The organism is Alicyclobacillus vulcanalis, assembly GCF_900156755.1.
Classification (GTDB): domain Bacteria; phylum Bacillota; class Bacilli; order Alicyclobacillales; family Alicyclobacillaceae; genus Alicyclobacillus; species Alicyclobacillus vulcanalis.
Genome location: NZ_FTOO01000012.1, coordinates 1 through 15,252, shown reverse-complemented (window position 1 = coordinate 15,252; position 15,252 = coordinate 1). Strand labels below are relative to the sequence as shown.

General features: G+C 63.5%; 14 protein-coding genes. 9 read left to right on the top strand and 5 right to left on the bottom strand.

What is annotated here, in order from left to right:
- Window positions 1–23: 23 nt before the first annotated feature.
- The 3 genes from BW934_RS12500 to BW934_RS12490 all read left to right on the top strand — a co-directional run bounded on the left by BW934_RS12500 (window position 24) and on the right by BW934_RS12490 (window position 3,038).
- Window positions 24–2,201, top strand: coding sequence for a RelA/SpoT family protein (locus tag BW934_RS12500; protein WP_076348622.1), 2,178 nt, complete (start codon window positions 24–26; stop codon window positions 2,199–2,201).
- Between the two features lie 15 nt (window positions 2,202–2,216).
- Window positions 2,217–2,666, top strand: coding sequence for a D-aminoacyl-tRNA deacylase (gene dtd, locus BW934_RS12495; protein ID WP_076348620.1), 450 nt, complete (start codon window positions 2,217–2,219; stop codon window positions 2,664–2,666).
- A 120-nt stretch (window positions 2,667–2,786) separates the two neighbouring features.
- Window positions 2,787–3,038: a hypothetical protein gene (locus BW934_RS12490; RefSeq protein ID WP_076348618.1), complete on the top strand. Its 252-nt coding sequence runs from the start codon at window positions 2,787–2,789 to the stop codon at window positions 3,036–3,038.
- 7 nt (window positions 3,039–3,045) lie between these two features.
- Here BW934_RS12490 and BW934_RS12485 read toward each other — a convergent pair whose 3' ends face one another.
- Window positions 3,046–5,367, bottom strand: a complete 2,322-nt coding sequence (locus BW934_RS12485; protein WP_076348780.1) for an EAL domain-containing protein — start codon at window positions 5,365–5,367, stop codon at window positions 3,046–3,048.
- A gap of 180 nt (window positions 5,368–5,547) precedes the next feature.
- The gene (locus BW934_RS12480; protein ID WP_076348616.1) at window positions 5,548–6,318 is read right to left on the bottom strand and encodes a sulfite exporter TauE/SafE family protein; all 771 of its coding nucleotides are present in this window, start codon (window positions 6,316–6,318) and stop codon (window positions 5,548–5,550) included.
- A gap of 139 nt (window positions 6,319–6,457) precedes the next feature.
- Between BW934_RS12480 and BW934_RS12475 the strand changes: the two genes are divergently transcribed.
- On the top strand, window positions 6,458–7,738 hold the full coding sequence (locus BW934_RS12475) for a beta propeller repeat protein (protein WP_076348614.1): 1,281 nt from the start codon (window positions 6,458–6,460) through the stop codon (window positions 7,736–7,738).
- Window positions 7,739–7,794: 56 nt separating this feature from the next.
- On the opposite strand, the gene hemG is transcribed toward BW934_RS12475, so the two are convergent.
- From hemG to hemE, 3 genes are read right to left on the bottom strand one after another with little or no spacing between them, the layout of a single operon-like run.
- Window positions 7,795–9,207 (bottom strand): protoporphyrinogen oxidase, encoded by a 1,413-nt coding sequence (hemG, locus tag BW934_RS12470; RefSeq protein ID WP_076348612.1) that lies wholly within the window; start codon window positions 9,205–9,207, stop codon window positions 7,795–7,797.
- A 4-nt stretch (window positions 9,208–9,211) separates the two neighbouring features.
- Complete coding sequence (hemH, locus tag BW934_RS12465) at window positions 9,212–10,129, bottom strand: ferrochelatase (RefSeq protein ID WP_076348610.1); 918 nt, start codon at window positions 10,127–10,129, stop codon at window positions 9,212–9,214.
- Window positions 10,126–11,184 carry a uroporphyrinogen decarboxylase gene (gene hemE / locus BW934_RS12460; protein ID WP_407639963.1) on the bottom strand — a complete coding sequence of 353 codons (1,059 nt, stop codon included), beginning with the start codon at window positions 11,182–11,184 and terminating at the stop codon, window positions 10,126–10,128. The genes hemH and hemE overlap by 4 nt, the downstream gene beginning before the upstream one ends.
- 197 nt (window positions 11,185–11,381) lie before the next feature.
- On the opposite strand from hemE, the gene BW934_RS12455 reads away from it, so the two are divergent.
- From BW934_RS12455 to BW934_RS12435, 5 genes are all read left to right on the top strand, one after another.
- Window positions 11,382–11,825: a BrxA/BrxB family bacilliredoxin gene (locus BW934_RS12455; RefSeq protein ID WP_076348606.1), complete on the top strand. Its 444-nt coding sequence runs from the start codon at window positions 11,382–11,384 to the stop codon at window positions 11,823–11,825.
- A 122-nt stretch (window positions 11,826–11,947) separates the two neighbouring features.
- Complete coding sequence (locus BW934_RS12450) at window positions 11,948–12,619, top strand: fumarylacetoacetate hydrolase family protein (RefSeq protein WP_076348604.1); 672 nt, start codon at window positions 11,948–11,950, stop codon at window positions 12,617–12,619.
- Window positions 12,616–13,290, top strand: coding sequence for a metal-dependent transcriptional regulator (locus tag BW934_RS12445; protein WP_076348602.1), 675 nt, complete (start codon window positions 12,616–12,618; stop codon window positions 13,288–13,290). The genes BW934_RS12450 and BW934_RS12445 overlap by 4 nt, the downstream gene beginning before the upstream one ends.
- A 108-nt stretch (window positions 13,291–13,398) precedes the next feature.
- Complete coding sequence (locus BW934_RS12440) at window positions 13,399–14,259, top strand: D-alanyl-D-alanine carboxypeptidase family protein (RefSeq protein WP_234969790.1); 861 nt, start codon at window positions 13,399–13,401, stop codon at window positions 14,257–14,259.
- Window positions 14,260–14,340: 81 nt separating this feature from the next.
- On the top strand, window positions 14,341–14,580 hold the full coding sequence (locus tag BW934_RS12435; RefSeq protein WP_076348600.1) for a TM2 domain-containing protein: 240 nt from the start codon (window positions 14,341–14,343) through the stop codon (window positions 14,578–14,580).
- Window positions 14,581–15,252: the final 672 nt, after the last annotated feature.

Here is a 15,252-nt window from a genome sequence, read left to right as displayed (position 1 = left end):
GAGCTGGAAGGAGGTGAGCGGCTGTGGCTGTCGAGACGGAAGAAAAGACCATTGATGGTTTGTGCCAGAAGCTGGAGTCGTATATGAGCCCGGAAGACATCGCCGCGGTGCGCCGCGCGTACGAGTTTGCGTATAAGGCGCACCAAGGGCAGACGCGGCTGTCTGGCGAGCCGTACATCAGTCATCCGCTCGCCGTCGCCTACATCCTCGCCGACCTTCGCCTCGACGCTGCGGCGATCATGGCCGGGCTGTTGCACGACGTGGTGGAGGACACGTCGGTGAGCGACTCGGCCCTCGTGCAGACGTTCGGCACGGAAGTCGCGAGTCTGGTGGACGGAGTCACGAAGTTAAAGCGCATCAAGTTCGACTCGCGCGAGGAGCAGCAGGCGGAAAATTTGCGCAAGATGTTCATGGCGATGGCGCGCGACATTCGGGTTCTCATTATCAAGTTGGCTGATCGCCTACACAACATGCGCACGCTGAAGTATCAAAGTCCCGAGACGCAGATTCGCAAGGCTCGTGAGACGCTGGAGATTTTCGCGCCTCTTGCACACCGTCTCGGCATTAACACCATCAAGTGGGAACTCGAGGACCTCTCGCTCCGTTATCTGAATCCCCAACAGTACTATCGCATTGTCAACCTCATGGCTCGGAAGCGGCAGGAGCGAGAACAATACATTGAGGGCGTGATGGCGGTTTTGCGCGAGAAGCTCGCGGAACTCCATTTGAAGGCCGACGTGAGCGGGCGCGCCAAGCACATCTACAGCATTTACCGCAAGATGGTCACCCAGCATAAGGAGTTTAACGAAATTTACGACCTTTTCGCCATCCGCATCATCGTGGAAAGCATCAAGGATTGTTATGGGGCGCTCGGCGTGGTGCACACCATGTGGAAGCCGATGCCTGGGCGATTCAAGGACTACATCGCGATGCCGAAGGCGAACATGTATCAGAGCCTTCACACCACGGTGATTGGCCCGAACGGCGAGCCGCTCGAGATTCAGATTCGCACCTGGGAGATGCATCAGACCGCGGAATACGGCATCGCGGCCCACTGGGTGTATAAGGAATCTGGCTCGAAGCGCGTGGAGGACGATTTTGCCAAAAAGCTCGCCTGGTTTCGCGAAGTTCTCGAGTGGCAGCAGGACTTCCGCGACGCCCAGGAGTTCATGGAGACGCTCAAAATCGATCTGTTTTCGGATCAGGTCTTCGTCTTCACGCCAAAGGGAGACGTCATCGAGCTGCCTGCGGGATCCGTGCCCATCGACTTCGCGTACCGCATTCACACGGACATCGGCAACCATTGTATCGGCGCGAAGGTGAATGGCAAGATGGTGCCGCTCGACTACCGGTTGCGCACCGGGGATATCGTCGAGATCATCACCAGCAAACATTCGTACGGGCCGAGCTGGGACTGGTTGAAAATTGTGCAGACGTCCCAGGCGAAAAGCAAGATCCGGCAATGGTTTAAGAGAGAAAAGCGAGAAGAAAACGTCGCCCGAGGCAAGGAGCTCATCGAGCGAGAAATCGCCAGGCAGCGATTCGAAGTCAAGCAGCTCATGACGCAGCAGGCCATGGCCGAAGTGCTGCAGAAATTCAACTTCGCGCGGGAAGACGATTTGTTCGCCGCGGTCGGATACGGCGGCCTTGGGCCGTCGCAGGTGGTGACGCGCCTGATCGAGATTTTCCGGCGCACTCAAGGGGAGAAGCCGCCGGAGACCGTGACCATTCAGAAGGGTACGGCGAAGCCAGCCGAGATGGGCGTGCGCGTGCGCGGGGTGGACAACATTCTCATCCGGTTCGCGCGCTGCTGCCATCCCGTGCCGGGTGACGAGATCGTCGGTTTTGTGACGCGCGGGCGAGGGGTGTCGGTGCACCGCCGAGATTGTCCGAACGTCGCGGCGATGGAGGAGAGCGGGGCGCGGACGCTCGAGGTCGAGTGGGCGACGGATAAAGAGTGGTCGTACAACGCGGAAATTGAGGTGACGGCCATGGATCGGCACGGGCTCGTTAACGAGGTGTTGAACGCCGTCGCCGAGACGAAGACGGACATCACGGCTGTGAGCGCGCGCGCCGACGCGAAAAAGATCGCCCACATTCACATGAGCATCCGCATCCGCAATCTGGATCATCTGCGGACGGTGGTGGAGCGATTGAAGCGGATCAAAGACATTTACAGCGTGAGGCGGATGATTCAATGAGAAAGGAGATGGCCCATGCGGTTGGTGGTGCAGCGGTCCGGCCCGGCCAGGGTCCGGGTGGAAGGTGACGTCGTCGGCGAGATCGACTTTGGCCTGGTGGTGCTCGTCGGCGTGGGAAAGGACGATGGCGACGAGGATGCCGCGTATCTCGCCGACAAGGTCGCTCATCTGCGCGTATTCCCTGACGCGGACGGAAAGCTGAACCTCGACGTGCGGGACGTCGGAGGGGCCATCCTGTCCGTAAGCCAGTTCACCCTGTATGGGGACGCACGAAAAGGGCGCCGGCCCAGCTATGCGGATGCGGCGCCGCCCGAGGTGGCGGGGCGACTGTACCACGCCTTCAACGACCGCCTTCGCGAGAAGGGGCTCAAGGTCGAGACGGGCCAGTTTCGCGCCATGATGCAGGTGGAGCTGGTCAACGACGGACCGGTCACGATTTTGCTCGACAGCAAGCGGCTTTTCTAAAGCCCCCGGTCCCCCTGTCCGCGAGCCCCTGTTCCGCCGACTCGTGCGCGGTGTGGTACGATGTGGCGCGCATTCCCGCCGGCACTGTGCGTGACACTAGCGCCAGAGGGGGGATGCGGAATGTTCATCGACACGTTCGAGCGCGATCCCGACGAGGGTGAAATCCACGCGTATCACACGTGCTTCGCGTGCGGGCACGTCATCCCGTTTGCGGGTCACATGTTTGGCGGGATCGTCCTGTCGCACGGCAACGAGGTCGATGCCACCGTGACGGTGACCGGCGTGAAAGGCCCCTATGTGGAGATGTCGATTCAGTTGCAGTGCCCGCGGTGTCACGCGGTGAACGCATTCACCGCGCTGCATCACCGCTAGGCCGCGATCACCCGCGGCCCACGCGCGACAAGGCCTGACGGCGCGCCTCGAGGTAGGCGCTCCACAAGTTGGGCCACGTGTCGCGGCACTCACCCCACCCCATGACGACCGAAACGTATGGGGAGCCCAGACGAGTGTTCCTCACTTCCACCACCCTCAGGTGTACGCGCAATTGCTCCAAAAAGGTGATGAAGGACCCATCCTCTCCGTTCAAGGACAGCAGCAGGAATTCACCCGCGTCCATGCGAATCATCGGGGCGCCGGGCGAGCCGTACGTGTGCCACAGATGACCGACCTGTTGCGCGATTCGCTCCGCCTCGGCGGGCGGCCATTCGGCAATCGGCTCGACGCGCAACACAGAAGCCGTCACGTGGGTGAAAGGCTGGTAGGGCCGACGCATCGCGCGCGAGAGGAACCAAACCGGATCATCCGCACAAAGCCACTCTGCGAGAAATGCGCGGTGGAACATGCACGTCCGCGCGTCGCACAGCGCGTCATAGAGCGCACGGTCCCGCTGATAGGCCGTCCACGCCACGTCCTCAATCCGCAGCGCCACCTCCGTCAGCACCTGGCGATCGGCGTCCGTGTAGACGCGCTCCAGCGCGGATTGCACCGTGAGGATGCCAAACGGTTGGCCGAGGTGTACGAGCGGGACGCGCAGCACCGAGCGGATGCCGTCCGCGGCGAGCCGGTCGTCTTCGTCAAACTCCGGCCGGCTCAGGATATCCGGCGAATTCATCGCGACGCCCGCCCGCGTGACCATGGGTGCCGCGCTCGAGCTCACCGGCACGAGTGTTCCCACAGGGCGAGCCGGGATTTCATCGCGCAACGACACCTCGCACACATCGACAAACGGCGCGCCATCTTGCCACCACTCCATGCTCAAGCGGTCCAGAGGCACGTGGGGCGCAATGCTGTCCGCGAGATACGACGCGAGCTGCCGCCAGTCGGGAAGGCGCTTGGCGTCCAGGTACAGGCGATCCAGCCACGTCGGCTCGGTGTGAATCTCGCCCACGCGATCCGGCTGGGGCGCGCGCGGCTGGAGCTTCGCCACAAACGCCGAAAGCTGAAACGAAGAGGGCGGCACGGGCGCGCCGAACAGGAAGCCCTGGATCTCGTCGCACCGGTTCTCCCGCAGGAAATCAAATTGCTGGAACGTTTCGACCCCTTCCGCCACAACGCTGAGATTGAGCGACTTGGCCAAGGAGATAATCGCGCCGATGATCGGCGTCTGATTGACAGCGCTCTGGATGCCGGCCGTAAACGTGCGGTCGATTTTGAGCGTGTGGACCGGAAATTGAATGAGGTAGTTCAGCGACGAGTAGCCCACGCCGAAATCGTCCAGCGCGATGCGCACGCCGATCTTTCGCAGTTCCTGAAGCACATGTACGGCGCGATCGACGTCGCACATCGCCGTGCGCTCCGTAATCTCGAGCTCGATGAGCTGCGGATCCATGCCCGTTTCCGCCAAACACGTCTGCACCAACTGCGGAAAGCCGTCCTGCATGAACTGGCGGCTCGAGACGTTCACACTGATGCGCACCCGGTATCCCTGCTTCATCCAACTCGCACCTTGCTCGCACACCTTGCGCAGCACGTAGGCGTCGATGGGCAGGATGAGGTCACTCGATTCGGCCACCGGAATAAACGCCTGTGGCGGAATGTGCCCGAGTTCCGGGTGCGTCCAGCGGCACAGGGCCTCCGCGCCCACCACCTGCATGGACCGCGTGTGGATCTTCGGCTGATAATGGATTTCGAGTTCCCCGTTCTGCAACGCCTGCCTCAGCATGGTCTCCACCAAGAGCGGCGGAAGCCCGTCGTCCTTCTCCATCAGGCCGCGATCACGGCGCACCTGATTCGAACCCAGCCGCTTGGCCGTGCGCATGGCCTCGTCCGCCCGGCGCAGGAGCTCGTCGGCGTGGGTGTCCGTGCCGCCTTCCGCCACGCCCACACTCGCGGTGACGATCACGTCCATGCCGCCGACAGCGTGTGGCTCAGCGACAGCCGCCCTCAGAAGCTCTGCGATGTGGTCCGCCTTGGCCGCGTCGTCGTCGAACAGGGCCACCGCGTACTCGTCTGCGCTCAGGCGGCTCGCCACGCCCGTCTCCGGAATCCTGCGGGTGATGCGCAGCGCGGTGTTGCGGAGAATGGCGTCTCCATCCGCAAAACTCAGATGAGCATTGATCAAGCGGAACCGGTCGAGGTTCAGCACGATGATGGCAGTGCGCGAAGCTTCCTTCATTCGCTGCGATACGACGAAGAGGAACTGACCGCGTCCCAACAGGTTTGTCAGGGCGTCGCGCTGTCCGGAAAACGCATCGAGAGTCACAAAGACACCGCCCCGTGTCGTCCGAAGCCATGGAATCCGTTCCAGGTCGGAGGAACAGAATGACAACGATGAGTGCTTATGAATTCCAAGGAGCCATTCGACGCGTTTCAGCAAAATTCCTCTTTGTACGCCCGTGATACTTGGCATCCCTGCGCACGTTCGCCTGCTTGCGCGATGGCCTCATCCGATATGAAACAACTGTGCCACCTGCTGGGCGATGACCAAGCAGGTGACGCCAATGAAAATGGGGCGCACGTAACGAGCGCCCTTGCGAATGGCGAATCGCGAGCCTGTGAGCGCCCCGAGCACCATGGATAGGCCGAGCACCAGGCCCGCCTCATATTGCACGGCGCCCACAGCGATAAACGTGACAAGTGCACCTGCGTTGCTCGCGAGATTCAAGGTGCGCGCGTTCCCGCTCGCTGCGAGAAAGTCAAAGCCGAGCAGCAAAAAACCCATGACGAGGAACGATCCCGTCCCCGGCCCGAAGAATCCGTCATAAAACCCAAGGCCGATGGCCAAGAGTGCGGTGAGAACGAACGTCCGCGGCGTCAGCGGACGGACCGATTCAATCAGCCCGAGATCCTTTTTCCACAGCGTGTAGCCTGCGACGATCAGCAGCATCACCAACACGAATGGCCGCAAAAAGGACGAGGGAAGCTGATGCACGATGTACGCGCCGAGCGCGGAGGCCAGCACACCCAGGGGGAACAGCGGTCCCACCAGCTTCAGGCGAACTTTCCCAGATAAAAGATAGGAGGTGAAGCTTGTGATGGCCGACATCGTGCCCGCGAACTTGTTGGTCCCAAGGGCCACGGAGGGCGGGAGGCCGACAAACAACAAGGCCGGCAGTGAAATGAGGCCACCGCCCCCCACCGTTGAATCGATAAAGGCGGCCACATAGCCCGCCACCGCCAGGATGACCAAGTGCGCCCACGTCAAATGAATCATGCCGCTTCCCCCCGCCCATGCCGCTGTGCAATCGTGGATCATTGTACTCTGCAAGCCGGCAGCAAACAATGTCTGGATTCGGTATGGATTCTTCCCACGATGACAACCTACGTCTAGATGCACAGCTTGGGGGGATACGATGAAGGTGACAACGCGCCTATTTGCGTGGACGGCGCTTTGTGGCGTTCTTGCGCTCGCCGGGTGCGGCGACGGGCAAGGGGCGCAGCTCACAAAGTCGCAGTCGGCCCTGAAACCACCCGATCAGACGGCGGCGATGCTCGACAAACCAGCGTATGGACGTGCGCCTCGCGCCATTTCGCTCAGCGAGCTCCAGCACAAAAACCTGTGGTATCACGTGCGGCTTGTCGACGGCGAGACGGGCTACCGTTACGGCTACGTCCGCGGGCAGTTCCGGATGGAGCGCACGACAGACCGAGGGGTGACCTGGAAGCCCATCTCTCTCCCGGTCTCGTTTCGGCTCTCAAGCCAATCGAGCTGCGACGGTGCCGAAAACCCCCAGGTCGCTGTGGTCGATCTCGACACCGTCGCCGTGTACGGCGTGGACGGCCGTCGGTTCTTCCGCTTGACCACCTCGGACGGCGGGCAAAAGTGGCAGGTCGCATCCACCGATTTGCCCGACTCAGGGTACTGCGTGACGAGCGTGAGCCAGCCGAGCCGCAAGGATGCCTGGGTCGTGCTGTCCCGCCCGTCCTCCGCGGGGAGACCAAGTGCTCCGATGGTGTACAGGATTTGGGATGCCGGAGTGCATGTTGCGCCCGTTCGCGTGGACGAAGCCCAGACCATCTCCGGCCTGGTTCCTGGCGCCAAGGTCCAGGCCGTCATGGCGAATCTCCGCGACGGCGATGTGTACGCCATTTTGCCCAATGGACAGCTCGTGAGTTACCACACGCGGGATGGCGGGGCGCACTTTGAAAAGCGGATCTTGGCTGCGCCCAAGGGTATAGCCGGCGCGAAAGCCACGCGCATCTTTGCCCCGCGCGCTCTCGAGCAAGAGGTCACGTTTCCGACCATCTGGACCACGACGGGTGCCTATGGCGCGCGGCAGCACATCGTCGTCTTCCGCACGCGGGATGGCGGAGACTCGTACGCGGGGCAGATCTGCGACGTGCTCCTGGGGGCGAGAGCCAACGCGGAGGGGGCGCCTTGCGCGTTTGTCACGCCCGACTACGGGTATGCCATCAAGGACGGGCGTCTGATGCGCACGAGCGATTCCGGGACCACCTGGCTCTCGGTGCATTCCACGACGCTTGAGCAGTGGCTCGAGTCGTACCCCTACGTGCTCGACGTCGACTACATCTCCTACACGCAGGGGTTTGTCCTCGCGGCAGACGCCGCTCTGACCCACACGGTGCTCTTGGCGACGCAGGGCCTGCGGGACCGCTTCGCGCCGGTCCCCTGAGCGAGCGCCATTCTTGGAAGGCGCCTAGGGCCCGAACGCCGGTTCCGCAGGCGCGCTCACGCGTGAAGCGCGGCAAGCACCCGCATGGCGGCCCGCTCGCCTTGCTCAACACAGTCAGGAAGGCCGACACCCAGCCATCCAGCCCCCGCGACGGCGACGGCGGGACAAGCCGTGCGAAGTGCGGCTTCCGCCTCGTCCACGCGGGCGAGGTGCCCCACGCCGTAGTTCGGCATCGCCTCAGAAAAACGCGTCACGCGAACCCACAATGGCTTTCCTCGCGCACCGGTCAGGCGGCCGACTTCGTCCGCGGCCCGCGCTGCGATCACGTCGTCAGGCAGCAACAGCGCGTCGTCCTGGCCTCGCCGGCCGACGTACGCTCGGATCACGGCGAGCGAGTCCGGGGCGACGTGCGGCCACTTGCTCGACATCCAGGTGGTCGCGGTGATGGTCAATCCCTCAGGGCGCGGGACGAGGAATCCTGAAGCCTCTTCGAGTTCCGCTCCGAAGGCGTCGCGCGGATACACCATCACCACCGTCGCCGTCGATTGATAAAACGTGTCGACCGCGGGCATGGCGACCAACGAACGCAGGGCGTCGCGTGCCACGTGGGGCGGCACCGCCAGGATGACGCCATCTACGCGTTCCTCGAAGCGTTCCCCAGCGTCCGTCTCCACGTGGACCTCATACGTGTGCCCGCGCCTGGTGAGCGCCGTGACCCGCGACCGCGTGTGTATCTCGGCGCGGCCACTCTCGCGGATCCGCGCCTCCATGCGATCCGTCAAGGACGCCAAGCCCCCCTGCACGGTCACAAACGCGCTCCGGCCAGAGGCCTGCGGCGCCTGGCGCGTCGATCGAGCCAGGGCGCGGCTCGCCGCGACCAAGCTGCCGTGCTGGCGGGCGAGATCGACGAGCGACGGCCAGGTGGCGTAGAGCGACAACCGCTCGACGTCGCCCGCGTAAATGCCGGCAAGGAGCGGCTCGCCGATGAAGCGCACCCATTCTTCCCCAAGCCTCGCCCGAAGAAACGCGCCGAGCGCCATGTCACCCTCGGGCACGTCAAACGGGAGGCGTTCCTCCTCGAGCGCGCGGCGAAGCCCGACCTCGGACAAGAGGGGCGGATGCACGCAGGACGGATCGTGCGGAATGCCGAGATAGCCTTTTGGCAGGGGGCAGAGTTCGCTGCCCCGGACGATGTAGGTCTTGGTCGCCTCGGGACGCGTGGACACCACCTCGTCGCCCATGCCCAGCTCTTCGATGAGCCTCAATGCAGCGGGCTTGCGCGCGAGCATGGAGTCCGGCCCGGCTTCGACGGTGACGCCGAGCTCGGGGATGCGCAGGGTTTGCACGCGGCCGCCGAGTCGATCACTCGCCTCGTACAACGAGATGTTAACCTCTTCTCCCGACGCCAACAGGCGGAGGCTCGCGGCGAGCCCCGTGATCCCGCCACCGACGACTGCAACGCGTCTCACGTCATCACCACCCTTGTTCGCGCCTGGCGCGCTCGATCACGTCTGCGACGGCTTGGATGAAGTCGGGATCGTCATTCATCTGGCGCGTGCGCACCAACCTGAGGCCGAGGCGCTCGGCGTGCTGTTTGGCTTCGATGTCGACGTCGTAGAGGACCTCGAGGTGATCGGCCACAAAGCCCTGGGAACACACGACGACCTCGCGGTAACCGTCCTGGGCCACGGTGGGGAGCATCTCGAGCAGATCCGGTCCAAGCCAGGGCTCGGCCGTGCGGCCGGCGCTCTGCCATCCGAAGGTGTAATGCGACAGGCCGAGGCGCTTGGCCACCGCCTCGCCGGACTCGTGCAGCTGATCCACGTATGGATCGCCCATCTCGAGGATGCGCGCCGGGAGGGAGTGCGCGGTAAAGATGACCATGGCGCGCCGGGGGTCTTCACAGCGCGCGAGGGCCTCTTCCACGCGCGCGGCGAGGGCGTCCAGGAAGCGGGGTTCGAGGTGCCATTGGTTCACGCAGGCCAGTTCCAGCCCGAGCTTTTCCGCGGCGGGTCGGGCCTGCTCGTGGTAGGTTTCCACGCTCAGCGCCGAGTAGTGCGGCGCGAGCACGATGGCGATGGCGCGGTCGATCCCGTCGCGATGCATCGCCGCCACAGCCTCGGCGATGCGCGGCGCGGTGTGCTTCATGCCGAGGTACACGCGAAACCGGCCGCCCTGCCCGTTGAGCACCCGTTCGACCGCCTGGGCCTGGCGCACGGTGATTTCGTAGAGCGGCGAGACGCCGCCGATGGCTTGATAGCGGCGGACGAGATCGGCCAGTTGTTCGGGGGTGGGCCTGCGGCCGCGGCGGATGTCGGTGTAGTACGCCTCGACTTCGTCCAAGTTGCGCGGTGTTCCGTAGGCCATCATGAGGACGCCGAGCGTGGTCATGCGAGTTCCTCCTTTGTGGCGCTCCCGACGGATGGGATGGGGTCAAACCCGTGAACCCACTCCACCACGCGCTGGAGCTGGGCGAGATCGGTGGTCGGCTTGACGCCGTGACCCAGGTTGAAGATGTAGCCGGGACTTTGGCAGCCGAGCTGAAGCACCGTTTCCACCTCGCGGCGCAGCGCCTCAGGGGGCGCAAACAGGCTGACGGGATCGAGATTGCCCTGGAGGGCGACGGACGCACCGACGCGCTTGCGTGCGCGGTCGAGCGGTGTCCGCCAGTCGACGCCGACGACCGTCGCGCCGGCCTCGGCGAAGTCGGCGAGCAGCTCGCCGGTCTGCACGCCGAAGTAAATGATGGGCGCGCCGAGATCGGCGATCTCTGCCATCAACTGCTGGATGTGCGGTTTCACATGGGCGCGAAAGGTGTGCACGGAGAGGGACCCGACCCACGAGTCAAAGATTTGGACGGCGGCACAGCCGGCCTGAATTTGCGCCCGAAGATAACCCGCCATGGCTCGTGCCAACTTGTCCATGAGCCGATGCCACAGGTCCGGCCGGGCGAGCATCATGGCCTTGGTGCGCGCGTAGTCCCTGGACGGCCCGCCTTCGACCATGTAACTGGCGAGCGTGAACGGTCCGCCGGCAAACCCAATCAGGGGAACGGGCAGCGTCGTCGCGAGATGGCGGATGGTTTCAAGCACGTAGGGCAGAGCTTCCTCGGGGTGGAAAAGACGAAGGCCTTCCACGTCCTCCTCGCTCCGCAGGGGGCGTTCCATGACCGGCCCCACGTTTTCCTGAAGCGAGAAGGGCATGCCCATGGCCCCGATGGGAACCATGATGTCGGAGAACAGGATGGCGGCGTCCACACCGAGCTGGTCCACGGGCATGCGCGTCACGCGCGCGCACAGCTCGGGCTCGCGGCAGATGTCGAGCAGGGTGTAGGACTGGCGGATGGCGCGGTACTCGGGATCGTACCGGCCCGCTTGGCGCATGAACCAGACGGGCACGCGATCCACCGGTTGGCGCCGGCAGGCGCGGAGAAATCGATCATTCACGGCTGAAGTCCCCATTTCTCGTACCGACCTTGGTCGAACGAATCATACCTACCTTGTTATACCCAACGCCCGTTCGCGCTTGCAAACAGGCGATCCCGTCCCCTCACGGCTTTCGCCTCGGGTTTGCAAAACTGTCATTGGCGGATGAGAAGGAGTATAATAACGTTTGGAATTGCACCGATCAGGAGGTGGGGCGGATGAGCCTCGAGCTCGACTTTTATCAAATGATGATCCAACCGATGCGCGACGAGCTGACGAGCATCGGCTTTCAGGAACTTCGGACCCCAGAAGAAGTGGACGCCGTGATGGCCAAGAAGACCGGCACCACCTTTGTCGTGGTCAACTCGGTTTGTGGCTGCGCGGGCGGCATCGCGCGCCCGGCGGTCGCGCTTGCGCTCAAGAATGATCGCAGGCCGGATCGGCTGGTGACCGTGTTTGCCGGCCAGGACAAGGAAGCCACGGCGCGCGCTCGCGAGTACTTTGTGAACGAGCCGCCTTCCTCGCCGTCCTTCTTCCTCTTCAAGGATGGGAAACTCGTCGGCGTCATTCACCGCAGCGGCATCGAGGGCTCGACGCCGGAGCGCGTCGCGGAGAAGCTGGTGGACCTGTTTAACCAGTATTGCGAGCCAAAGGCGCATTAATTGAATTGGCGTGTGCAAGTCGCGGTTTGAGCGGGCGGCGGGACGTAGGTTCCGCCGCCCGTTTCACAGCGCCGGTTGTGGTATGCTAGAGGCGACTCAATGAATCGGAGGTTGGCGGCCGTATGGGGTTTTCCAAGTGGATGGATGCTGAAGCCTGGATATCTGACCAGGTTCGCAACATTTTCTGCGTCGGGCGCAATTATCGCGATCACGCTTCCGAACTCGGCAATCAGGTGCCCGAATCGCCCATGATCTTCGGCAAGTTTACGCATTCGCTCGTACCGGCTGTGGGAGAGGTGGAGTACCCCGCCGGCCGCTCCGATGTGCATCATGAGCTCGAGATCGTCCTCTGGCTCCGGGAGACGCCCCGTCGCGATCGGCCGTTGGACGCCGTCGGAGGCGTGGCGCTCGGGATTGACCTCACCGACCGCGCGCTGCAGTCCGTCTTGAAGCAGAAGGGCTACCCCTGGGAGGCTGCGAAGAGCTTTCGCAACTCCGCCATCGTGACAGGGCTGTACCGCTTCGACAATTTCGCGGACGTCGAGGGTGCGCACTTTGTGCTGGAGAAAAACGGGCAGGTTGTGCAGGAGGGCGTGCCGTCCGACATGGTGTTCTCGTTCGCGGATCTCATCCTCCACTGCCTCGACGTCTACGGGCTTAAAGGCGGCGACATCGTGTTCACGGGTACGCCGAGCGGCGTGGGGCCGGTGCTCCCCGGAGATGAGCTCGTGCTGCGCATGAACGGAGAGGCTTGGGGCTCCTTCCGGATGGCAGGCAAGGGGGAATCGCCGTGAGCGGCAGCGCTTTGGATACGTATCTGGAAGCGATTTATGTACTGCACTCCGAGGGCGAGCAGGTCCTCTCCTCGCGTGTGGCGGACTACCTGGGCGTGTCCCGGCCGACTGTGTCGCAGACGCTGCAGCGGCTCGTCGGGCAGGGCTATGTCGAAGTGAGTGACACGCGCGAGCTCGTCCTCACCGAAGAGGGGAAGAAGCGCGCGGAGGCCATCATTCGCAAGCACCGCTTGCTCGAACGCTGGTTGACGGATGTGCTTGGCCTCGACTGGGCGGACGCGCACGTGGAGGCCGCCCGACTCGAGGGCAGCATCTCGCCGCTCGTCGAATCGAAGTTGAACGAGATGCTGCATCATCCGGCCACGTGTCCACACGGAAACGTCATCCCGGGGAACGGCCACGCCGTGCCCAAGGGTGTGGGCCTCGACGAAGCCCCGCCGAACACGCCCCTCGAGGTCATCCGCATCGTGGAAGTGGCCGAGGAAGACCTCGAGTTGCTGCGTTTTTTCCACCGCACAGGGCTCGTCCCGGGCGAGATCGTGCAAGTCAACGAGCCTGAACCGTACGCGGCCGGTGTCACCGTCACGGTGCGCGGCCAGACGCTTTCGCTCGATCCGGCCGTGGCTCGCCGCGTCCAGGTGCGGCAAAAACCCGCAAGTCAGTCCGCGTGATGTTGGCCACGGCCTTTGATCTGGGGCTCGTGTGCGAGAGGGATAGAATCGCCGGAAAACGTCCACCTTAATCCGCGACGACACGCGAGAGAGGTGGTCGTTTTGCTTTTGGGTCAGCGTAGCCGCGCCTTCTGGCGCTTGTTGATGGCCGTGATCGCCTGCGGGTGGGCAATGGCCGCGCTCGTCGCGCCCTCGCTGCAGGCAGAAGTTGTGCGCCCGCCCGCCGTCAATGCGAAAGCGGCGGTGGTGTACGACGCCACAGCCCGGACGTGGTTGTACGACAAGCGCGGCGATCAACCGATGTACCCGGCCAGCACGACGAAGCTCATGACGGCCATCCTCCTCGTACAGCACCTGCGCCCGGACGATCCCGTCTACATCAGCGAGGCGGCAAGCCGCCAGCCGCGCGTTCGCCTGGGTCTCCGCCCTGGCACGGAGTTGCGGGCAGAAGACGCACTGCTCGCCCTGCTCATGAAAAGCGCCAACGACGTCGCCTACGGCATCGCGGAGACCATCGGCGGATCGCAGGAAGGGTTTGCGCGGATGATGAACGTCGAGGCCCGGCTCATCGGCTGCACCAACACGAGGTTCGTCACGCCGAACGGATTGCACGCGGATGCTCATGCGACGTCCGCCAAAGACATCGCCCTGATCACGGCGAAGGCCATCACGTATCCGCGCATCGTGCGCGCCATGCAGACGCCGCAGGCGACCATCGCCGGGAAGGCCGTCCGCAACGGCAATCGGCTGTTGTACAGTCCGCCAGCCGCGATCGGCGAATTCATCGGAGGGAAGACGGGCTTCACCTCCCGCGCGATGTACTGTCTTGCCACAGCCGTCAAGCGCCCGTCGGACGGACATGTGCTCATCAGCGTGGTGTTTGGCGCGCCGCGCAAGAGCCTGATGTATCGGGAGACGATCCGCCTGCTCACCTGGGCCAACCGGCTGTCTCCCTCGGCACCTCGCTGATCCGCAGTCTGCGAACACCCGGCAAGTTGACAAGCGGCCTCCTCATAGCCATGTAGTACGTCGGGTTATGGGGGGGACGGAATGCCAAGAAGCGTGGCGCTCGCGTACGTTTTGTGGTTTTTCCTGGGATACCTCGGCGTGCATCGCGTGTATCTCGGCCACGTTGGCACCGGCCTGTTGATGGCCGCCTGCACCGTGGTTGGGGGACTCGTCGCGTCAACCGTGATCGGCCACATTCTCCTGTTCGCGGTCGGCATCTGGTGGCTGTTCGATCTCGTCCTGACCGCTCGAATGGCGGGCTACCGCGGTGTCAATCGTTAGTGACCCATGTCGGCTTGGAACTCGTCATTTGAAGAACGGCGTGTGCGTCCTTACACGTGTCAGCTCGCTCGCGTTCTGGCGTGCGCGCCGTGTACCCTTGCACGGGTGCGGGCCATCTGGAGAGAGCCTGAAGCGACCCAGGAACTAGAGGACGCATGACGGACATGTCATTCCCTTCAGGCGACGCAAACGTTGACCGCGCCGTGCAGGGCCGCTTCGCTTACGGCGCGTTCCCTATGAAGCCACTCCTGGAGCAGGACGTGATGACCTCACTTCTTGACGAACGCGCGGCAGCCTGATTGCGTTGAAGTTGCCTCTGCAGAGCGTCTAGAGCTCGGCTTCGGTCTGCCGAGTTGCATGCGACGCCAAGGGTAATCTGCAGGTGGCTTATAGGGTGTGCGGGAAGATGCGAGTGGTGCGTCTTCCCGCTTCTTGTTGGGCTGAGGTTTCGGACAGCATGCGAGGCGGCAGAACAGGTGATGATCCTTGAGCCACAGTTCGCCCTTTGCCGTCACACGAATGTCAACCGGCGAGCGTGGTGCGCGCTGAAGCGGAGGCTGTCCGGGCGCCGCGCGATAGTTAGAGTCTCAAGTAGTGGTGTAAAAGCCGTCGTCCTCAATTGACGACGAAGCCACCGTGCGTGTCTACTAAAGTGTGGCGAACACCAAAAGT